Annotated in this window: 19 protein-coding genes; 14 read left to right on the top strand and 5 right to left on the bottom strand. The window is 69.1% G+C overall.

Annotation, left to right across the window (positions count from 1 at the left end):
* Positions 1-9 precede the first annotated feature (9 nt).
* Genes bioH through bioC form a run of 3 tightly spaced genes read left to right on the top strand, consistent with a single transcriptional unit; the run spans position 10 to position 2,514 of the window.
* Positions 10-777 (top strand): pimeloyl-ACP methyl ester esterase BioH, encoded by a 768-nt coding sequence (gene bioH / locus AC06FE_RS17030; protein WP_478073711.1) that lies wholly within the window; start codon positions 10-12, stop codon positions 775-777.
* Between the two features lie 46 nt (positions 778-823).
* Positions 824-1,606, top strand: a complete 783-nt coding sequence (locus AC06FE_RS17025) for an SDR family oxidoreductase (RefSeq protein WP_478073710.1) — start codon at positions 824-826, stop codon at positions 1,604-1,606.
* Positions 1,607-1,632: 26 nt separating this feature from the next.
* Positions 1,633-2,514 (top strand): malonyl-ACP O-methyltransferase BioC, encoded by an 882-nt coding sequence (gene bioC / locus AC06FE_RS17020; protein WP_132862419.1) that lies wholly within the window; start codon positions 1,633-1,635, stop codon positions 2,512-2,514.
* Between the two features lie 75 nt (positions 2,515-2,589).
* Here bioC and AC06FE_RS17015 read toward each other — a convergent pair whose 3' ends face one another.
* The 3 genes from AC06FE_RS17015 to AC06FE_RS17005 are packed head-to-tail and all read right to left on the bottom strand — an operon-like array spanning position 2,590 to position 4,616.
* Positions 2,590-3,015 (bottom strand): ketosteroid isomerase-related protein, encoded by a 426-nt coding sequence (locus AC06FE_RS17015; protein WP_132862418.1) that lies wholly within the window; start codon positions 3,013-3,015, stop codon positions 2,590-2,592.
* Positions 3,016-3,051: 36 nt separating this feature from the next.
* Positions 3,052-3,669 carry a YdcF family protein gene (locus AC06FE_RS17010; protein ID WP_165931091.1) on the bottom strand — a complete coding sequence of 206 codons (618 nt, stop codon included), beginning with the start codon at positions 3,667-3,669 and terminating at the stop codon, positions 3,052-3,054.
* Positions 3,654-4,616, bottom strand: a complete 963-nt coding sequence (locus tag AC06FE_RS17005; RefSeq protein WP_478073709.1) for a pyridoxal-phosphate dependent enzyme — start codon at positions 4,614-4,616, stop codon at positions 3,654-3,656. The genes AC06FE_RS17010 and AC06FE_RS17005 overlap by 16 nt, the downstream gene beginning before the upstream one ends.
* Positions 4,617-4,756: 140 nt before the next feature.
* On the opposite strand from AC06FE_RS17005, the gene AC06FE_RS17000 reads away from it, so the two are divergent.
* From AC06FE_RS17000 to AC06FE_RS16950, 11 genes are all read left to right on the top strand, one after another.
* Entirely contained in the window at positions 4,757-5,326 is a 570-nt protein-coding gene (locus AC06FE_RS17000) for a hypothetical protein (RefSeq protein ID WP_192288251.1), read from the top strand.
* A 499-nt stretch (positions 5,327-5,825) separates the two neighbouring features.
* Positions 5,826-7,715: a tRNA uridine-5-carboxymethylaminomethyl(34) synthesis enzyme MnmG gene (mnmG, locus tag AC06FE_RS16995; protein WP_478073708.1), complete on the top strand. Its 1,890-nt coding sequence runs from the start codon at positions 5,826-5,828 to the stop codon at positions 7,713-7,715.
* Positions 7,716-7,823: 108 nt separating this feature from the next.
* Entirely contained in the window at positions 7,824-8,642 is an 819-nt protein-coding gene (locus tag AC06FE_RS16990; protein WP_478073707.1) for a nucleotidyltransferase domain-containing protein, read from the top strand.
* Between the two features lie 72 nt (positions 8,643-8,714).
* Positions 8,715-9,254 carry a gamma carbonic anhydrase family protein gene (locus AC06FE_RS16985; RefSeq protein ID WP_478073706.1) on the top strand — a complete coding sequence of 180 codons (540 nt, stop codon included), beginning with the start codon at positions 8,715-8,717 and terminating at the stop codon, positions 9,252-9,254.
* Between the two features lie 82 nt (positions 9,255-9,336).
* A complete protein-coding gene (locus AC06FE_RS16980; RefSeq protein ID WP_132862412.1) occupies positions 9,337-10,245 on the top strand; it encodes a DUF2167 domain-containing protein in 909 nt (302 codons plus the stop codon).
* A 199-nt stretch (positions 10,246-10,444) separates the two neighbouring features.
* Positions 10,445-11,122, top strand: coding sequence for an RDD family protein (locus tag AC06FE_RS16975; protein ID WP_132862411.1), 678 nt, complete (start codon positions 10,445-10,447; stop codon positions 11,120-11,122).
* On the top strand, positions 11,119-12,111 hold the full coding sequence (locus tag AC06FE_RS16970) for a stage II sporulation protein M (protein ID WP_478073705.1): 993 nt from the start codon (positions 11,119-11,121) through the stop codon (positions 12,109-12,111). Before AC06FE_RS16975 ends, AC06FE_RS16970 begins: the two co-directional genes overlap by 4 nt.
* Positions 12,101-13,669 (top strand): DUF4129 domain-containing protein, encoded by a 1,569-nt coding sequence (locus AC06FE_RS16965; RefSeq protein WP_313255088.1) that lies wholly within the window; start codon positions 12,101-12,103, stop codon positions 13,667-13,669. Before AC06FE_RS16970 ends, AC06FE_RS16965 begins: the two co-directional genes overlap by 11 nt.
* On the top strand, positions 13,666-14,814 hold the full coding sequence (locus tag AC06FE_RS16960) for a DUF4350 domain-containing protein (RefSeq protein WP_478073704.1): 1,149 nt from the start codon (positions 13,666-13,668) through the stop codon (positions 14,812-14,814). Before AC06FE_RS16965 ends, AC06FE_RS16960 begins: the two co-directional genes overlap by 4 nt.
* On the top strand, positions 14,811-15,854 hold the full coding sequence (locus tag AC06FE_RS16955) for an AAA family ATPase (protein ID WP_132862407.1): 1,044 nt from the start codon (positions 14,811-14,813) through the stop codon (positions 15,852-15,854). Before AC06FE_RS16960 ends, AC06FE_RS16955 begins: the two co-directional genes overlap by 4 nt.
* A gap of 127 nt (positions 15,855-15,981) precedes the next feature.
* Entirely contained in the window at positions 15,982-17,280 is a 1,299-nt protein-coding gene (locus AC06FE_RS16950; RefSeq protein WP_313255082.1) for a DUF58 domain-containing protein, read from the top strand.
* Positions 17,281-17,571: 291 nt separating this feature from the next.
* Here the strand turns inward: AC06FE_RS16950 and AC06FE_RS16945 are convergent, their stop codons facing one another.
* Together AC06FE_RS16945 and AC06FE_RS16940 are read right to left on the bottom strand one after the other, a co-directional pair.
* Positions 17,572-18,759 (bottom strand): glutathionylspermidine synthase family protein, encoded by a 1,188-nt coding sequence (locus tag AC06FE_RS16945; RefSeq protein ID WP_313255079.1) that lies wholly within the window; start codon positions 18,757-18,759, stop codon positions 17,572-17,574.
* A gap of 4 nt (positions 18,760-18,763) precedes the next feature.
* Complete coding sequence (locus AC06FE_RS16940) at positions 18,764-19,324, bottom strand: DUF1190 domain-containing protein (protein WP_132862403.1); 561 nt, start codon at positions 19,322-19,324, stop codon at positions 18,764-18,766.
* Between the last annotated feature and the right edge of the window lie 242 nt (positions 19,325-19,566).

Below are 19,566 nucleotides of genomic sequence, written 5' to 3'. Positions count from 1 at the left end.
GTACGCCCCATGCATATCGAAGTCACCGGCAGCGGACCGGCACTGGTCCTGATCCACGGCTGGGCGTTGCATGGCGGCATCTTCGCACCGCTGGTCGAGCGGCTGGCGCCGCATTTCCAGCTGCACCTGGTCGACCTGCCCGGCCACGGCCACAGCCGTGACGACGCCACGCCGCTGCGCCTGCCTTACCTGGTCAACGCCATCGCCGCCGCCACCCCGCCCGCGGTGTGGTGCGGCTGGTCGCTGGGCGGGCTGGTGGCCCTGCATGCCGCCGCCACCCTGCCGCAGGTGCGCGGCCTGGCCATGCTGGCCGCCACGCCACGCTTCGTGCGCGGCGACGACTGGCCCGATGCGGTCCAGGCCAGCGTGTTCGAGCAGTTCGGCCGTGACCTGGAACAGGACTACCGTGGCACGCTGGAGCGCTTCCTCGCGCTGGACGTGATGGGTTCCCAGCACGGCCGCAGCGAGCTGCGCACCCTGCGCGAGGCCCTGGTCGCCCGCGGCGAGCCGGCGCCACGCGCCCTGCACGAAGGCTTGGCCCTGCTCGAGCGCAGCGACCTGCGCGGGGCGCTCCCCAGCCTGCACAAGCCCGGCCTGTGGATCGGCGGCCAGCGCGACCGGTTGGTGCCGGCCCGCGCGATGCACGCCGCCGCTGCGTTGGCGCCGGCCGGCCTGCACCTCGCGCACACCATCGCAGGCGGTGGCCACGCGCCATTCCTGGGCCACGCCGACCAGGTCGCCGGGCTGCTGCAACACTTCGTTGCAGGCTGCGCGTGAGCATTTGTCCGATCATGTCGCTCCCCGCGTCGCACGAGGAATAAGCATGGATCTTGGAATCGCCGGCCGCTGGGCCCTGGTCTGTGGCGCCAGCAAAGGCCTTGGCCTGGGTTGCGCACGCGCATTGGCGGCCGAAGGCGTCAACGTGGTCATCGTTGCGCGCGGTGCCGACGCACTGGAAGTGGCTGCAGCGGACCTGTGCGCCCTGTCCGGTGCCGCGCAGGTGGTCACCGTCGCCACCGACATCACCACCGCGCAGGGCCGTGCCACGGCGCTGGCGGCGTGCCCGCAGGTCGACATCCTGGTCACCAACGCCGGCGGCCCACCCGCCGGGGATTTCCGTGACTGGGACCGGGACACCTGGCTGGCCGCGCTGGACGCCAACATGCTCACCCCGATCGAACTGATCCGCGCCACCGTCGATGCGATGGCCGCGCGCGGCTACGGGCGCGTGGTCAACATCACCTCCAGCTCGGTGAAGGCCCCCATCGACGTGCTCGGCCTGTCCAACGGCGCACGCTCGGGCCTGACCGGTTTCATCGCCGGCATCGCCCGCACCCACCTGGCGCGCAATGTCACCGTCAACAACCTGCTGCCCGGCGCCTTCGACACCGACCGCCTGCGCGGCATCCTGCAGGCCAGCGCGGACAAGCAAGGGCAGCCGCTGGCGGACGTATCCGCGCGCCGCCAGGGCAGCATCCCCGCCGGCCGCTTCGGCACTGCCGACGAATTCGGTGCCACCTGCGCGTTCCTGTGCAGCGTGCATGCCGGCTACATCACCGGGCAGAACCTGCTGATCGACGGCGGCGCCTACCCCGGCACTTTCTGACTCCCGACCTTACCGACGTACCCGCCATGTCTTCCCTGTTCGATCCCAAGCACGTCCGCCGCGCCTTCTCGCGCGCCGCCTCCAGCTACCACGCCGCGGCGGCACTGCAGCAGGAGGTGGCCAAGCGGCTGCTGGAATCGCTGGACTACCTGGCCGACAAGCAACCGCAGGTGGTGCTGGACGTGGGCAGCGGCCCGGCCCACGCCACCGCGGTGATGAAGAAGCGCTGGCCCAAGGCGCAGGTGATCGCGCTGGACCTGGCCCTGCCGATGCTGGTCGAGGCAAAGCAGCAGGCCGGCTGGTGGCGCCCGTTCTCGCGGGTGTGTGCCGACGCGCGCGCCCTGCCGCTGGCCGACAACAGCGTGGATGTGATCTTCAGCAACCTGTGCCTGCAGTGGGTGGAAGACCTGCCGGCGGTGTTCGCCGGCTTCCGACGCGTGCTCAAGCCCGGCGGCCTGCTGGTGTGCTCCACCTTCGGCCCGGACACGCTGGTGGAACTGCGCGAAGCCTTCGCACAGGCCGACGACACCGCGCACGTCAGCCGCTTCGTGCAGATCGCCCAGTTCGGTGATGCGCTGATGATGGCCGGCTTCCGCGACCCGGTGCTGGACCGCGACCTGTTCACCCTGACCTACGACGACCTGCCGGCGCTGATGCGCGAGCTCAAGGCGATCGGCGCGACCAACGCGATGAGCAACCGCCGCCACACGCTGACCGGCCGCAGCCGCTTCGCCGCCGCCAGCCAGGCCTACGAGCCGCTGCGCGGCGCCGACGGCAAGCTGCCCAGCAGCTGGGAAGTCATCTACGCCCATGCCTGGGCACCGGAACCGGGCGCCCCCATCCGCGAACACGGCCACGACGTCGCCGCCGTGCCGGTCTCGGCCATCCCGATCCGCCGCAAACAGTAGGCGCGGCCCCGCGCGCAAGGCGGCATCGCGCAGGAGCGGCCCCGGCCGCGAAGCCGATACCGCCTCAGCGCCGGATCAGGCGCTGACCTGCGTGATCCAGTCCTGCAGGTTGTAGTAATTGCTCACGCGGCTGATCCGCCCATCACGCACGTCGAAGAACGCACCACCCGGCAGCACATAGCGCTGCCCCTGCGCCGGCGGCAGGCCGTCGTCGGTGTGGTGGTACTGGCCATGCACCACGTACTCGGCCGCCACCCGCAGGCCATCCTCGCTCGCCATCACCACCACATCGCGCAGCTGCTCGCGGTAGCTGGCTTCCATGCGTTGCAGGAACACGGCAAATGCCTGGCGGCCGACCTCGCGCGCGCCCTGGTTCAGGTCATGCGCCACGTCGTCGGACAGCCGTTCCAGCATGCCGGCCCAATCGCCGCGGTTGAAGGCATCGTAGTAGCCGCGCACCAGCGCGATCGCCTGCTGGCGGGAAGTATCGTCGTTGCTCATGCAGAACCCCTGCGTGTCGTGCGCCGCCGTCGCGCCTCAGGCGCCCTTGACGAACAGGTCGCGGTGGAAGAAATAGATTTCCTGCGCCAGGAAGCGCCAGCTGGTATGGAAGCTGCGGAAGCGCGTGCTCGGCGTGGAGGAGGCCAACGCGTCGATGCCCAGTTCGTGCGACAGGCGCAGCGCGCGCGCCATGTGCAGCGGGTCGCTGACCACGATCACCCGGTGCATGTCGTTCTGCGCCATCACCCGGCGCGCCTCGACCAGGTTCTGCCGGGTGGTCCGCGAGCGGGTCTCGATCAGGATGTCCTCGGCCGGGATCTTCTGCTTGAGCGCGTAGCGGCGCGCCACCTGCGATTCGGAGAAGCGCGCGCGTGAGCCGCCAAACCCGCCGGTGAAGATCAGCTTGGGCGCATAGCCCTGCCGGTACAGGTCCAGCCCGTGGCGGATGCGCTCCTCGAACACCGGCGAAGGCTTGGCGTCATACGCCGCCGCGCCCAGCACGATGATCGCGTCGGCCGGCGCGGCCTGGTCGCGGTCACCCACCCAGATGATCCATGCCGCCACGCCCAGCAACCACAACGCCAGCAACACCCCGAACCGCCACAACCAACCCACCAGGCCGGTGCGTCCCTTGCTGCTCATTCCTTCCCCCACGGCAACGCATCCAGATCCACGTTGCCGCCGCTGAAGATCAACCCCACGTTGCGCCCGGCGAAACGCTCCGGGTGTGCCAGCACCGCGGCCAGGGTGATCGCCGATGACGGCTCGACCACCTGCTTCATCACCTGCCAGACCCGCCGCATCGCGGTCACGGTGTCCACGTCATCGACGGTGATCACCTCGGCGCGCTGGTTGAGCAGTTCGAAATTCGGTGCGCCCAGCGCGCCGCGCAGGCCATCGCAGACCGTGTCCGGCACGAAGTCCAGCAGTCGTTCGCCGGCGGCCAGAGAACGCGCGGTATCGGCGGCACCGGCCGGCTCGGCCAGCACCAGCTCGCAGTCGGGCAGCAGTTGCTGCAGGGCCAACAACGTCCCCGCGGCCAGCCCGCCGCCGCCCACCGGCACCACCAGCACGTCCAGCGTCGCCCCGGCCTGCCGCACCAGCTCCAACGCCGCCGTGCCCTGCCCGGCGATCACCTTGGCATCGGCATACGGGTGCACCAACGTCGCCCCGGTCTCGCGCTGCACGCGCGCGCATTCGACCTCGCGCGCGGCCTGGTTCGGCGCGCAGCGCCACAACGTGGCGCCATTGCGCACGATGTTGGCCAGCTTGGTCGCCACCGCGCCCTCGGGCACCACCACGTGGCAGGGGATGCCACGCGAACGTGCCGCCAGTGCCAGCGCGGCCCCGTGGTTGCCGGAAGAATGGGTGACCACGCCACGCTGCGCCTGCTCGGCATCCAGCGACCACACCGCATTGCAGGCGCCGCGGAACTTGAATGCGCCCCCGCGCTGCAGGTGCTCGCCCTTGAAGTGCAGGCTTGCACCGGCCAGCCCGTCCAGTTCGCGCGAACGCAGTACCGGCGTGACCGTCGCGTGCGACGCGATACGCGCCGCGGCGGCCAGTACGTCAGCGAACCCGGGCAAGGAATGTTCGTTCATGGTGGAAGGTTAGCGTAGGCTCGCTGCCTTGGACCATCTCATTCGCGCATGGAATGTGTTCAGCCAAATCGGTACCGATTAAGGGCCGATTCAATCCACCAGCACGAAGCTGGCGCCATACCCATTGGGGGGGACGACACATGATCAAGCGCCTGATTGTTTCCACCGGCCTGTTGCTGGCCCTGTCCGGCTGCGCCACGTATGACTACGTCGGCGGCAGCGGTGGCGGCTACTACCATGGCTCGCCGTCGGTGCAGTACAGCTATCCGTATGGCTACCCTTACGGTGCCTACGGCGGCTATGGCTCCGGCTATTACGGGTACGGCAGCGGCTACTACGGGGGTGGCTACCCGGTCCATCGCCCGTACTACCGCCCGTACCCGCAGCGTCCGCCGCACGGCCACCGGCCGCCCCCGCCGGGCAACGGCCATGGCCATGGCGACAACCGTCCGCGTCCGCCGCGTCCGGGTGACAACCGCCCCAACCCGCCGACCCGTCCGATGCCGCCGGCCAACGGCGGCGGCAGCAAGTCGCCCTGGCGGGACATGGACCGCCTGCAGCGTCCGCAGCCCCGCGCGATGACCGAGCCACGCGCGGTTCCGCGTGCCCAGGCCATGCCGTCCCGGCCGGCCATGCAGTCCCGGCCAATGCCGGCCCGACAGCCGTCACAGAACCGCCTTCCGCGCGAAGTCAGGAATGTGGAGAGATAAAAAGGTTGCATTTGCGGAAAATGCAGGCATCCTTTGTCCCACGGGTGACCGGTTGCGTCGCAAACTGACCTAAACCGGTCCCGCCCAACCGCTTCAATGTCGATGTCCGCCAGGAAATCTGGATCCCCCCTGTTCCGGCCCTGTCGGGCATCGGCGCCTAAAAAAGACGAAGCCCCGGCCTAGGCCGGGGCTTCGTCTTTACTGCCTTGCTGCTTTCAATGCCTTGCAAAGCATTGTCGGATACCAGAGCCGGTAGTCCCCCGACTACCGGCCCCTGCTACCCCAACGTGCGCTTCGGTCGGCCCCTGTTCCAATTCCGACCTTGTTGCGCCTGTGTCGCATGCCACGTTGGGTGCAATGTATTAGCTGCAGGTTGCGTGCCAACTTTAGGCCTTCGTCTCAAGAATTTTCGTTGGCGGTAAAATCAGCAACCGGGCCGCCCTGGCACCGGAGGCATGCCCGGCAACGGACTTCACACTTCTCGACCAATCTCACGCCCATGAGCGACTCCTTCTACCGTTACGACGTCATCGTCATCGGCGGCGGCCACGCCGGCACCGAGGCCGCACTGGCCGCGGCCCGCGGCGGCGCCCGCACCCTGCTGCTGACCCACAACGTCGAGACCGTCGGCGCGATGAGCTGCAACCCGGCCATCGGCGGCATCGGCAAGGGCCACCTGGTCAAGGAGATCGACGCCCTGGGCGGCGCCATGGCGCATGCCGCCGACCGCGCCGGCATCCAGTGGCGTACCCTCAATGCCTCCAAGGGCCCGGCCGTGCGCGCCACCCGCTGCCAGGCCGACCGCAACCTGTACCGCATGGCGATCCGCGGCATCGTCGAGTCGCAGCCCAACCTGACCGTGTTCCAGGCGGCGGTGGACGACCTGGTGATCGAAGGCGACGCCGTGCGCGGCGCCATCACCCAGACCGGGCTGACCTTCCATGCCGCCGCCGTGGTGCTGACCGCCGGCACCTTCCTGGCCGGCAAGATCCACATCGGCGAGACCCAGTACACCGCCGGCCGCATGGGCGACCCGCCGGCCACCACGCTGGCCGCGCGCCTGCGCGAGCGTCCGTTCGCCATCGACCGCCTGAAGACCGGCACGCCGCCGCGCATCGACGGTCGCTCGCTGGATTACAGCGTGATGGAGGAACAGCCCGGCGATGACCCGCTGCCGGTGATGTCCTACCTGGGCGACGTGCGCGAGCATCCGCGCCAGGTCAGCTGCTGGATCACCCACACCAGCGAGCGCACCCACGAGATCATCCGCAACGCGCTGCACCGCTCACCGCTGTACAGCGGCCAGATCGAGGGCATCGGCCCGCGCTACTGCCCCTCCATCGAGGACAAGGTGGTGCGCTTCGCCGAGAAGGACAGCCACCAGATCTTCGTCGAGCCCGAGGGGCTGGACGTGGTGGAGATCTACCCCAACGGCATCTCCACCTCGCTGCCGTTCGACGTGCAGCTGGAGCTGGTGCGCAGCATCCGTGGCTTCGAGAACGCGCACATCACCCGCCCCGGCTACGCCATCGAGTACGACTTCTTCGACCCGCGCGGGCTGAAGAACACGCTGGAGACCCGCCAGGTCGCCGGCCTGTTCTTCGCCGGGCAGATCAACGGCACCACCGGCTACGAGGAAGCCGGCGCGCAGGGCCTGCTGGCCGGCGTCAACGCCGCGCTGTTCGTGCAGGGCCGCGACGGCTGGTGCCCGCGCCGCGACGAGGCTTATATCGGTGTGCTGGTCGATGACCTGATCACCCACGGCACCAGCGAGCCGTACCGCATGTTCACCAGCCGCGCCGAGTACCGGTTGCAGTTGCGCGAGGACAATGCCGACGTGCGCCTGACCCCGACCGGTCGCGAGCTGGGCCTGGTCGATGAGCGCCGCTGGTCGGCATTCCAGGCCAAGCAGGAAGCCGTGGCCAACGAAAGCGCGCGCCTGCGCGGCCTGTGGGCGACGCCGGCCAATGCGCTGGGTCGTGAAGTGGCGCAGGCCACCGGCGTGGCAGTGAGCCGCGAAACCAATGTGCTGGACCTGATCAAGCGCCCGGAACTGGACTACGCCAAGCTGATGCAGGTGGCTTCGCTCGGCCCTGGCGTGGCAGACGCACGCGTCGCCGAGCAGGTGGAGATCAGCGTCAAGTACGCCGGCTATCTGGACCGCCAGCGCGAGGAGATCGAGCGCCAGCAGCGCCACGAGAACACCGTGATCACCGAAGGCTTCGACTTCGCCTCCGTGCGCGGCCTGTCCGCCGAAGCATTGCAGAAGCTCGAACGCGTGCGCCCGCAGACCATCGGCCAGGCACAGCGCATCCCGGGCATGACCCCGGCGGCGATCTCGCTGCTGCTGGTGCACCTGGAACGGGCACGGCGCGGCAAGGTGGCTTGAGGGGCGTTGCGTCTCCCCAACCGTCCCCGCCGGCTTCGGCGCAAGGGACGGAGCCAGAAGCAGAATCCGCCTACACTCATCACCCCACGACGATGAGCACTGCAGGATATGGATATCCATCCGATCGACCCCGACAAGCGTGAAGCGGTTCTCGCCGCTCTGGAGCAGATCGAACGCCAGCATGACGTCCGCGTGCTGATGGCCTGTGAGTCCGGCAGCCGGGGCTGGGGCTTTTCCTCTCCGGACAGTGACTACGACGCACGCTTCATCTACGTGCATCGGCAACCGTGGTACCTGAGCGTCAACGAACGCACCGGCCCCGGCGAACCGCAGCGCGACGTCATCGAGCTGCCGATCGACGACGAACTCGATATCAGCGGCTGGGACCTGCGCAAGGCACTGCGCCTGGTCTCCAAGTCCAATCCGACACTCTCCGAGTGGCTGCGCTCGCCCATCCTGTACCGCGGCGACATGCAGGCCATCGCGTCGTTGCGCGAAGCGGTGGAAACCTTCCACTCACCGCTCGGCAGCTGGTGGCACTACTTCAACATGGCCACCACCAACCATCGCGGCTACCTGAAGGGCGAGCGGGTACGCACCAAGAAGTACCTGTACGTGCTGCGCCCGCTGCTCGCCTGCCAATGGATCGAGAGCGATCCCTCGCCGCCGCCAATGGCCTTCGAAACCCTGCTTGATCGGCTGCTGCCCAATGGCCCGGTGCGAACCGCCATCGACCAGCTGCTGCAGGTGAAGCGTCGCAGCACCGAGGTCTCGGACGGGCCGCGCATCGCCGCCATCAGCGACTACATCGACGAGCAGTTGCAGCGACGCAGCGGCAGTGCTCCGTCATTGCCGGCAGGACAAGGGGATGGCGAAGCACTCGATGCCTTGTTCCGAGGCATGCTGGAACGCCACGCACCACGCTGATGCCATGCCGCCGCGTGCTGCGGGAGCGCGCGGTATCATGCATGTCACGCTTTTCAGAACCGGATACCACGCATGACTGCCCTGCGCCCCTTCCTGGACAAGATGCCCGTCGTCGGCGAGCGCGTTTACGTGGACCCGGCGTGCACGATCATCGGTGACGTGGAAATCGGCGATGACGCCTCGGTCTGGCCGGGCACGGTGATCCGTGGCGACGTGAACCACATCCGCATCGGTGCGCGCACCAACGTGCAGGACGGCACGATCATCCACGTCAGTCATGACAGCTCCTACAACAAGGGCGGCTACCCGACCCTGATCGGCGAAGGCGTCACCGTGGGCCATGGCTGCATCATCCATGCCTGCACCATCGGCGATTACTGCCTGATCGGCATGGGCGCGTGCATCCTCGATGGCGCGGTGATCGAGGCCAACGCCTTCATCGCCGCCGGTGCGGTGGTCGGCCCGGGCAAGGTGGTGCGCAGCGGCGAGCTGTGGGCGGGCAACCCGGCACGGTTGATGCGCCAGCTCAGCGAGAAGGACATCGAGGGCCTGCGCTACTCGGCCGACCACTACGTCAAGGTCAAGGACCAGTACCGCGGCATGCAGGGCTGACCAACGGCCCATTGCCGTCAGTTGCGATGGCGCGCAAACTGCGCGCCCTGGGCGTGGGGACGCCCCCTTGAAGGATCAAGAAATGAAGTCGATCAAATCCGTCGCGCTCGGCCTGCTGGCCGCAGCGTCGCTGTTGTGCCTGCTGCCCGCCACCGCCGCCGCCCAGGAAGAGCAGGGCATGAGCGCCGAGCAGTTCGTGAAGTCGCTGGACTTCCATACCGGCCCGATCGCGGTGCCGGCGGCCAAGGCGCATTTCAACCTCGGCGACGAGTTCCAGTACCTGGAAAAGGCCGATGCCCGCCGCGTGCTGGAAGACATGTGGGGCAACCCGCCCGATGACAGCGTGCTCGGCCTGATCGTGCCGCGCAGCCCCGGCCTGCTCGAGGACGGCAGCTGGGCGGTGGTGGTCACCTACTCCGATGACGGCTACGTGTCCGATGGCGACGCCAAGGACATCGACTACAGCGAACTGCTGGAGACCATGCAGACCAGCATCCGCGAGGCCAACCCGGAGCGGGTGAAGGCCGGCTATGGCTCGCTGGACCTGATTGGCTGGGCCGTGCCGCCGCGCTACGACGCCGACAGCAAGAAGCTGTACTGGGCACGTGAGCTGGCCTTCAACAACGAGCCCGCGCACTCGCTGAACTACGACATCCGCGTGCTCGGCCGCTATGGCTACCTGAGCCTCAACGCGGTGTCGGCGATGTCGGACCTGTCCGCGGTGCGCACCGGCATGGACCGCCTGCTGCCGATGACCGAGTTCAACGAAGGCGCGCGCTACGCCGACCACAACGCCAGCACCGACAAGGTGGCCGCCTACGGCGTGGCCACGCTGATCGGTGGTGGCCTGGCCGCCAAGGCCGGCCTGTTCGCCAAGGTGGGCCTGCTGCTGGCCAAGTTCTGGAAGCTGCTGCTGATCGGCGTGATCGCGCTGGGTGCCGGCGTCCGCAAGCTGTTCAGCGGCAAGCGCGAAGGCGGCACGGTCCGCTGAGCCGCCCCCGCCCAGCCTGCCGCCACGGGCAGCAGGCTGGGCTTTCACATGGGCGCCAGTTAAAGTCTGCACCCTGACAGGACGCAGTCGAGACACGAATGCCACAGGCATCCGTCCGGGCCGGAAACCGGACTTCCCGCCAGCCCGGGCCAACGCAGCACGCTGCGCAGGCGGTGCCGTGATGCCCGCGGGCGCGCCCATGCTCGATACCTATCGCGAAGTGATCACGCCCGAAGGCGTGCCGCTGCAGTTGCCCGCCGCCGGCCCGGTGCCGCGTGCACTGGCCTGGCTGATCGACCTGCTGGTCCGCTTCGGCGTGTTGATGGTGATGAGCCCGGTGCTGCTGGCCCTGGGCGACTTCGGCCAGGGCCTGTACCTGGGCCTGATGTTCCTGATGTTCTGGGCCTACCCGATCGTGCTGGAAGTCTGGTTCGGCCAGACCCTGGGCAAGCGCGTGCTCGGCCTGCGCGTGGTCGCCAATGACGGTGCGCCGCTGGGCTGGATGCCGGCCATCGTGCGCAACCTGCTGCGCACCGTGGACGCACTGCCGTTCGGCTACGCGGTGGGCCTGATCAGCTGCCTGTGCGACCCCTATGGCCGGCGCCTGGGTGACCTGGTCGCCGGCTCGCTGGTGGTGCATGCCCCGCCCCGCGCGGCTGAACCGCCGGCGCGGATCGAGACCGTGCTTGCCCCGCCGGTGCCGCTGCAACCCGGTGAACAGATCGCCCTGATCGCCTTCGCCGACCGCGCACCGGCCCTGTCCGGGCCGCGCCAGAACGAACTGGCCGACATCGCCTCGGGCCTGAGCCAGGCCAGCGGCGCGGCCGGCGTGCTGCGCCTGTATGCCATGGCCAACTGGTTGTTGGGGCGGCGATGAAGCAGGAGCAGTTCGTCACCCGTTACCAGCATGAGTGGCAGCAGTTCGAGCAATGGCTGCAGCGGCGCGGGGGCCATGCCCGCAGCGTGCGCGGCACCGTGGACGCCGACCTGCCCGGCGATGAGACCATCCCGCAGCGCTACCGGCGGTTGTGCCAGCAGCTGGCGCTGGCCCGCCACCGCGGTTACAGCCCGCAGCTGGTCGAACGCCTGCAGCAGCTCTCGCAGAACGGCCACAACCTGCTCTACCGCACCCCGCCGCCGCGCTGGTCGCGCGCGGTGGAGTTCCTGTTCGCCGATTTCCCATTGGCCGTGCGCAGCCAGGCCGGCGCGATGTGGACCGCGCTGGCGCTGTTCGCGGTGCCGCTGGTGGGCATCTTCGTGCTGCTGCAGCTCAAGCCGGACCTGGTCCACATGCTGTTGAGCACCACCCAGATCGCGCAGATGGAAAAGATGTACGACCCGGCCGCCGACCACCTGGGCCGCGACAGCGGCACCGACTGGGCGATGTTCGGCCACTACATCATGAACAACATCAGCATCGGCCTGCGCACCTTTGCCAGTGGCCTGTTGGCGGGGATCGGCACGGTCCTGGTGCTGCTGTTCAACGGCATCACCATCGGCGCGGTGGCCGGCCACCTGCAGCAGGCCGGCTTCGGCGAACCCTTCTGGCGCTTCGTGGTCGGGCATGCGCCGTTCGAGCTGACCGCCATCGTGATCGCCGGCGGCGCCGGCCTGCAGCTGGGCCTGCGCCTGCTGGCACCGGGTCGCATGCGCCGCATCGATGCCCTGATCGAAGGTGGCCGGGTCGGCGCCAGGCTGTGCCTGGGCGTGGCCTTCATGCTGCTGGTGGCCGCGTTCATCGAGGCGTTCTGGTCATCGATCGCGTGGGTGCCGATGTGGGGCAAGCTGACCGTCTCCGGCGTCCTGTGGACGCTGGTGATCCTCTGGCTGTGGCGCGGTGGACGCGGGAGCGCACATGCGCATTGACCAGCTCGACGTGGTGCTGCGCGCCCGCTCGCAGTGGGAGGCGATGGAGCTGGGCACGGCGCTGGTGCGCCGGCATGCCTGGGCCATCTGGAAACCGTGGCTGCTGGTCACCCTGCCGGTGTTCGCGCTGCTCAACCTGCTCGGCCTGTGGCTGGACAACTTCTGGTTGCCGGCGTTGGTGATGTGGTGGCTGAAGCCGGCATTCGAGCGGATCCCGCTGTACGTGATCTCGCGCGGTGCCTTCGGCGCGGTGCCGACCACCGCTGAGACACTGCGCGCGCAGCTGCGCTGGGGCTGGCGCGGCATCGGCGCCTACCTGGGCTGGCGCCGGCTCAGCCCGGCACGCTCGCTGCTGATGCCAGTGGACCTGCTGGAAGGTGGCGATGGCCCGCAACGCGGCATGCGCCGGCGTGCACTGGGCGGTGCCAGCTATGGCCACGCCACGCTGCTGACCTCGGTGTGCTGGCACTTCGAGGCCATGCTGCAGCTGGCCGGCATCGCCCTGATCTTCATGTTCATGCCGGTGGAAGACCTGCCCGAATCGCTGCGTGCCTCCTGGTCGCTGATCGGCGACGAAACGCCCGCGTGGGCGTGGATCGGCTTCAACCTGCTGGCCTGGGGCGCGATGACCCTGATCGGCCCGTTCTACAGCGGTGCCGGCTTCGGCCTGTACCTCAACCGCCGCACCCAGCTGGAAGCCTGGGACGTGGAGATCGCTTTCCGCCGCCTGCGCGAGCGCCTGGCCCGGCTGGCGCCATTGATGGTGCTGTTCCTGCTGGTCGGCATCGCGCCGCTGCGCGCGCAGCAGAGCAACGCCCTGCCCGACTCGGTGCTGAGCAACCACAAGGAAACCGCCGCGCCGTCGAACGCGATCATCCCGGCCACGCCGCATGCGGTGTTCGGCCAGGGCGACGCCGACACCGACGGCTTCCGCCAGGCCGCCGCACGCGCCTACGAGGATCCGCAGCTGGGCGCCAAGCGCACGGTGGACAAGTGGGTGTTCAAGGAACGGGACAAGCCCACGCAGGACAACAGCGACCAGACGCGTGACCCGTCGTTCATGACGTTCGTCTCGCAGGTGCTCGCGCTGATCGGCGAAAGCATCCTGTGGATCGTGCTGGCCGCACTGCTGATCGTGCTGGCGCTCACCGCCCGCTGGTGGTTGCCGTGGCTGCGTGGCAGTGGCCGGCGCACGCGCGAAGCACAGACCCCGGTGCAGCACGACGCGCTGCTGGTGCCCGAAGTGCTGCCGCCGGACATCCTGGGCAGCGCGCGCCGCCTGTGGCGCGAAGGCAAGCCGCGTCATGCACTGGCCTTGCTGTACCGCGCGTCGGTGGAGGTGCTGGGTCAGCGTGCCGACATCGTGTTGCCACCCGGCGCCACCGAGGCGCAGTGCCTGCGCGCCTCGCGGCGCATGCCGCAGGAAGCCGACCGCACCCTGTTCGCGCGCATGGTGCGCACCTGGCAGTACGCCGCCTATGCCGGCCGCCTGCCCAGCGAGGACGAGTTCGAGGCATTGATGGGTGAACTGCACCGGCAGTACGGGTGGCGCACGTGAGCGCGCGTCTGCGCTACGGGCTGATCGCGGGCATCGGCGTGCTGGTCAGCGCGCTGGTGGTGGCATGGGTGTTCTCCGCCGTCGAACGGCGCAAGGAGGAGATCACCCTGCCCGCCTACGGCGAGCCCACCTACAACCCACTGTATGCCCTGCGCGAGACCCTGCGCCGCGACGGGCAGAAGGCCGAGTCGCGGCGCCAGCTCGACCTGGCCGACATGAAGCTGCAGCCCGGCGACACCGTGGTGATGCTGGACGACCCGCGCCTGCTCTCGCCGCCGCAGGTCAGCGGCCTGCTCGACTGGGTGCAGTTCGGCGGGCACCTGGTCCTGCAGATGCCCGGGGCCGATGAGGAGCTCGATGGCGACGACGCGGGCCTGCTGGAGCAGCTGGGCGTGGAGACCAGCGAGGTCCCGGCACGCTGCCTGCCATGGCGCGTGAACGGCCAGGAGGAGCACCAGGAGTTCTGCTCCGGCAACCGCTTCACCGTGGATGGCAGCACCCGGGTCGAGCGCCGCTGGGGGGACGGCACGGATGCCACGCTGGCCTGGGCGCGGCTGCGCTACGGCACCGGCCGCATCGACGTGCTGGGCAGCACCGACTTCCTGCGCAACGGGCGCGGCGAATATGAAACCGGCCTGCGCGACATCCCGCACCGCGACCTGGCCCGGCTGGTGCTGGCGCCCAACTACGGCAAGGGCACCACGCACCTGGTCTACGAGATGCAGATGCCGTCGCTGTGGCGGACCCTGCTCAAGCAGGGCTGGCCGGTCTGGCTGCCGCTGCTGCTCGCCCTGCTGGCGTGGCTGTGGGCGCGCAGCCAGCGTTTCGGCGCGCTGCAGCCGTCCCCGCGCGGCGACCGCCGCTCGCTGCTGGAGCACGTGCGCGCCTCCGGCGAACACCTGCATCGCTACGGCAAATCACCGCTGCTGTACGACGCGGTGCGCCAGTCCTTCCTGGCCCGCCTGCGCCGCCGCGCACCGGTGGCCGCGGCCCTGGTTGGCGACGCCCAGGCCCAGGCCATCGCCGATCACCTGCAATGGCCGCTCGCCCGCGTGCAGAGCGCCCTCCAGGTTCCCCCGTCGCGGGACGACAACGCCCTGCGTGAACGCATCCGCCTGCTCATCCAGATGAGAAACCAGCTATGAACGAGACGCCGTTTCCGCCCGCCCTCCCCGGCGAGGCTCCCGCCGCCGCGCCCGCACCTGCCGCGGCACCCGCGCCTGCACCGGGCAACGCCGAGGTGATCGAACGCGTCGAGCGCATCCGCGAAGCCGTCGGGCAGGCCTTCATCGGCCAGGCCGATGTGCTCGAGCAGATCCTGATCGCGCTGTTGGCCGGTGGCCATGTATTGATCGAAGGCGTGCCCGGCCTGGGCAAGACACTGCTGGTGCGCGCCCTGGCCCAGGCATTGGAGCTGGACTACGCGCGCGTGCAGTTCACCCCGGACCTGATGCCCAGCGACGTCAGCGGCCACGCGGTGTACGACCCCAAGACCGAGAGCTTCAAGATCCGCCGCGGCCCGGTGTTCACCAACCTGCTGCTGGCCGATGAAATCAACCGCGCCCCGGCCAAGACCCAGTCGGCGCTGCTGGAAGTGATGCAGGAAGGCCAGGTCACGATCGAGGGCAAGGCCTTCCCGCTGAACCCGCCGTTCCTCACCTTGGCCACGCAGAACCCGGTCGAGCAGGAGGGCACCTACCCGTTGCCCGAGGCGCAGTTGGACCGCTTCCTGCTGAAGGTGCTGATCGACTACCCGCAGCTGGAAGACGAGAAGCGCATGGTCCAGGCCATCACCGTCGGCCGCACCGCCGGCGACTTCGACCTGTCGCAGGTGCCGCGCGTGCTCAGCGGCAGCGACGTGGTCGCGCTGCAGAAGGCCGTGGCCGAGATCACCGTCGACCCGCAGGTGATCGACTACGCGGTGCGCATCGTCGCGGCCACCCGCAAGTGGCCGGGCATCGCGCTGGGCGCTGGCCCGCGTGGCAGCATCGCGCTGGTACGCGCCGCACGCGCCCAGGCGGTGCTGTCCGGCCGCGATTTCGTCACCCCCGACGACGTGCGCGAGATCGCCAAGCCGGCCCTGCGCCACCGCATCACGCTGGCCCCGGAACTGCAGATCGAAGGCCAGTCCGCCGACGACGCGCTCACCGCCCTGCTCGCCAAGGTCGAGGCCCCGCGCAAGTGAGCCCACGCACGGCCAGCGCGCACGCCTTTGCCCCCTGCCTTGCGCACGCAGTGCGTAGGGGAGGCAGGGGGAGCGCTGCCGATGCTCCCGCTGCTTCCACCCCCTGCACCACCACGGAACCCCATCAGTGAGACCGTCACCGCTGCTGATCACATTGCTGGTGCTGTGGGGCCTGCTGGGTGTGCCGGTGGCCCTGCATTACCTGCCGCTGCAGGCATGGACGCTGACGGCCGCGGCGATCGCGGTGCTGGCGCTGCTCGATGCGTTGCTGCTGTGGCGCCGCCCCACCCCGCAGGTGAGGCGTGAACTGCCCGACTCGCTCGCCTTGGGCGTCGAACGCGAAACCTGGCTGCAGATCGATGCATTCGGGCGGCAACGCGTGGACGTGTACGACCTGGTCCCGGATGGCTGGGAAACGCCGGGCCTGCCGCGTCGCCTGACCCTGCCACGCGCCAGCGAAACCCGTTTCAGCTACCACCTCACCCCGGCCAACCGCGGCACGTTCGTGTTCGACGGCGTGCAATTGCGCCTGCATTCGCTGCTGCGCCTGTGGCGTCAATCGCGCATCGCCGGGCCGCCGCAGACCGTGCGCGTCTACCCCAACTTCGCCCCGCTCACCCGGCTGGCCCTGCTCAGCGCGGAAATGGCCTCGCGCCTGGTCGGCGCGCACCTCAAGCGCCGCCGTGGTGAAGGCACCGACTTCCACCAGATGCGCGAGTACCGCGTCGGCGACAGCCTGCGCCAGATCGACTGGAAGGCCACCTCGCGCGCGCGCAAGCTGATCTCGCGCGAGTACCAGGACGAGAAGAACCAGCAGCTGGTGATGATGATCGACACCGGTCGCCGGATGATGGCGCACGAAGGTGGCCTGTCGCATTTCGACCATGTGCTCAACGCCGCGCTGGTGGTGTCCTACCTGGCGTTGCGCCAGGGCGACGGCGTGGGCCTGTTCGCCACCGGCGGCGACAGCCGCTGGGTAGCGCCGCAACGCGGGCTGGGGGCGATCGACACGCTGCTGCGCGCCAGCTACGACCTGCAGGCGCGGCCGGTCGCCACCGACTACCTGGCCGCCGCCACCGAACTGAGCCTGCGCCATTCGCGGCGCACCCTGGTAATGCTGGTGACCAACGTCCGCGACGAGGACATCGAGGACCTGCTCGCCGCCGTGCGCCTGCTGCAGAAGCGCCACCTGGTCTGCGTGGCCAGCCTGCGCGAAAGCGAGCTGGACGACGCGCTGGCCCGCGACGTGGAGACGGTGTCCGATGCCATCCAGGCCGGTGCCATCACCCGCTACCTGCAACAACGTGCCGACGCCCACGAAGCCCTGCGCAGCCACCGCGTGATGGTGCTGGACGTCACCGCCGAGGAGCTGCCCGCCGCGCTGGTCGAGCGCTACCTGGCGGTCAAGCGCGACGGCCTGCTGTAGCCGGTAGGGGCGGCCCCGGCCGCGAAGCGGGTGTCGTCACCGGCACGGAAAAGCACCCCTCCCCAACCCTCCCCAACCCTCCCCAACCCTCCCCTTGGCTGCGCCAAAGGGAGGGGGCAAGAGCGGCACAACTCGCATGCTGAAAGGCCATGCATGACCGCCCCCTCCCTTTGGCGCAGGTTGGGAGGGGTCGCTCCTTCGCCTATGCCGACAACGCTTCCACCGTCGAGAACAACCGCACGCAGAAGCCCCCCGGCTTCGCGGCCAAGGCTGCTCCTACCCAGGGCATCGTCAGACGTAGATCCGCGTGCTCCCCTGCGGCGCGTCATCGATGATGGCGTGCGGCAGGAAACGGGCGCTGTCGCGGGTGATGCGGCTGTTGTCCTCGCGCACGCCGATGCCACAGGCGCGGTCACCCACCACCCAGCTGCCGACCAGCGGATAGTTGCCCTCGAACATGGGCAGCGCGTGGAACGCCTGGCGGATGTTCGGCCCCGCGTACGGGCCCTCACTCTCCTGCCAACTACCGTCGCTCAGGTGCATGGCCACGTTCGCGCCCTCGCGCGAATGCAGCGGCTTGCGTACCCAGCCGGCCGGCAGGGCACTGCCATCGTCGAAGTACGATTCCAGCAGGTTGGGATGGCCGCGATGGCGTTCCCACAACAGCGGCAGGATGCCCTTGTTGCTCAACACCGCCTTCCACGCCGGCTCCAGCAGCTGCACGCCGGAACGGGGCAATGCCGCGCCGAACTCCTCCTGCATCAGGTCTTCGAGCGGGTACAGCTTGAACAGGCTGCCGATCACCACGTCGTCCAGGTCGGTGAAGCGGCCGTCGGCCGACAGGCCGATGTCCTCGATGGCGATGGCCGCGCCATGCAGGCCGGCCTGCGCCGCGCAGTCGCGCAGGTAGGCCACCGTGCCCTGGTCTTCCTCGGACTCACGCACCGCGCTGAAGTACAGCGGCGGCGGCAGGCGCGCCGACAGTTCGGCAAAGCGCTCCACCAGCGTCTCGTGGAGGGAGTTGAACTGATCGGCCTGCGGCGGCAGGACGCCACGGTTGCGCTGGTCTTCCAGCCATTGCCACTGGAAGAACGACGCCTCGTACAGCGAGGTCGGCGTGTCGTAGTTCAGCTCGTACAGCTTGGCCGGGCCCTTGCCGTCATAGGCGAAGTCCAGCCGGCCGTACAGGTGCGGGTCGCGGCGGCGCCAGCTCTCGGCGATCCAGTCGCGGAACGGCTCGGGAATGGCCAGCTGCGCCATCAGCGCCTCGCTGGCCACCACCTCGCCGACCAGGTCCAGCGCCATCGCATGTAGCTCGGCGCTGGGGTCTTCCAGGTCGTTCTCGATCTGCCGCAGGGTGAAGGCGTAATACGCGCTTTCGTCCCAGTACGGCGCACCGTCGATGGTGTGGAACCGGAAACCTGCCTCGGCGGCACGTGCTCGCCAGTTGTCGCGCTCGGCGATTGCTACACGCCGCACCTGATCAACCGCCGACGCTGTTGCTGCGGCCGCCGCTGCGTGCACCAAAGCCGCCACGGCTGGCGGTCACGGCACGGTTCGGCTCGCTGGTGACCGGGGCCAGGCCGGCCTTGCCGGCACCGATGCCGCTGCCGGTGTTCAGGCCACCGGTACCGGCCGGCTTGGCCCACCCATTGGCGTTGTCCTTGAAGGCCGGCTGTGCGGCCGGCGGTGCCGCCACGGCACCACGGCCGCTGTTGAGCATCTGCGACATGAAGAAGCCCATCATCATCGGGCCGATGAACGAGGTGCCGGCGCTGGTGTGCTGCTGCACGCACTGCTCGGCCGGGTACTCCTTGGCGCACTCTTCCTTGCTGGCGTACTTGGGCGCCGCATCGGCCGACTGCTGCTGCGCGGTGGCGAACGCCGTGCGGCAAGCGGACGGGTCACCGGTGGCCTCGCTGCAGGCCTCCACCGAGGTGTACAGCCCTTCCTTGACCTGCACCGTTTCTTCCTTCTGGCAGGCGGTGAACAGCAGCGGCGCGGCGCTCATCAGCAGCAGCGCGGTGGTCCTTGATCGCTTCATGGTCGATTCCCCGTGAAAGTTGTTTCCGAATGATGCCTGATCCGGCCTGGGAGGCGTAAATCGGCACAGTCCCAAAGCTGAACCGGTTTTCAGGTGCGCCCGGCTAGGAGCGGCCTCGGCCGCGAAGCTGGTGAAGGTACCGGTCGAAGGCATGACTGCAATTGCAGGCGTCAGGTATACGGAAGGGCTCCTGGCTTCGCGGCTGAAGCCGCTCCTGCGCGCCTGCGCCGCCTCGGTATCGT

This window comes from Stenotrophomonas sp. Steno-C18 (assembly GCF_056393195.1).
This window is presented reverse-complemented; position numbering and strand designations above follow the sequence as displayed.

Coding starts and splice junctions, on each gene's coding strand:
- AC06FE_RS17025 (WP_478073710.1), top strand. CDS start 824: ATGGATCTTGGAATCGCCGGCCGCTGGGCCCTGGTCTGTGGCGCCAGC.
- AC06FE_RS16990 (WP_478073707.1), top strand. CDS start 7,824: ATGGATATCCATCCGATCGACCCCGACAAGCGTGAAGCGGTTCTCGCC.
- AC06FE_RS16975 (WP_132862411.1), top strand. CDS start 10,445: ATGCTCGATACCTATCGCGAAGTGATCACGCCCGAAGGCGTGCCGCTG.
- AC06FE_RS16970 (WP_478073705.1), top strand. CDS start 11,119: ATGAAGCAGGAGCAGTTCGTCACCCGTTACCAGCATGAGTGGCAGCAG.
- AC06FE_RS17015 (WP_132862418.1), bottom strand. CDS start 3,015: ATGAGCAACGACGATACTTCCCGCCAGCAGGCGATCGCGCTGGTGCGC.
- AC06FE_RS16985 (WP_478073706.1), top strand. CDS start 8,715: ATGACTGCCCTGCGCCCCTTCCTGGACAAGATGCCCGTCGTCGGCGAG.
- AC06FE_RS17005 (WP_478073709.1), bottom strand. CDS start 4,616: ATGAACGAACATTCCTTGCCCGGGTTCGCTGACGTACTGGCCGCCGCG.
- AC06FE_RS16940 (WP_132862403.1), bottom strand. CDS start 19,324: ATGAAGCGATCAAGGACCACCGCGCTGCTGCTGATGAGCGCCGCGCCG.
- AC06FE_RS16955 (WP_132862407.1), top strand. CDS start 14,811: ATGAACGAGACGCCGTTTCCGCCCGCCCTCCCCGGCGAGGCTCCCGCC.
- bioH (WP_478073711.1), top strand. CDS start 10: ATGCATATCGAAGTCACCGGCAGCGGACCGGCACTGGTCCTGATCCAC.
- AC06FE_RS16980 (WP_132862412.1), top strand. CDS start 9,337: ATGAAGTCGATCAAATCCGTCGCGCTCGGCCTGCTGGCCGCAGCGTCG.
- bioC (WP_132862419.1), top strand. CDS start 1,633: ATGTCTTCCCTGTTCGATCCCAAGCACGTCCGCCGCGCCTTCTCGCGC.
- mnmG (WP_478073708.1), top strand. CDS start 5,826: ATGAGCGACTCCTTCTACCGTTACGACGTCATCGTCATCGGCGGCGGC.
- AC06FE_RS17000 (WP_192288251.1), top strand. CDS start 4,757: ATGATCAAGCGCCTGATTGTTTCCACCGGCCTGTTGCTGGCCCTGTCC.
- AC06FE_RS16965 (WP_313255088.1), top strand. CDS start 12,101: ATGCGCATTGACCAGCTCGACGTGGTGCTGCGCGCCCGCTCGCAGTGG.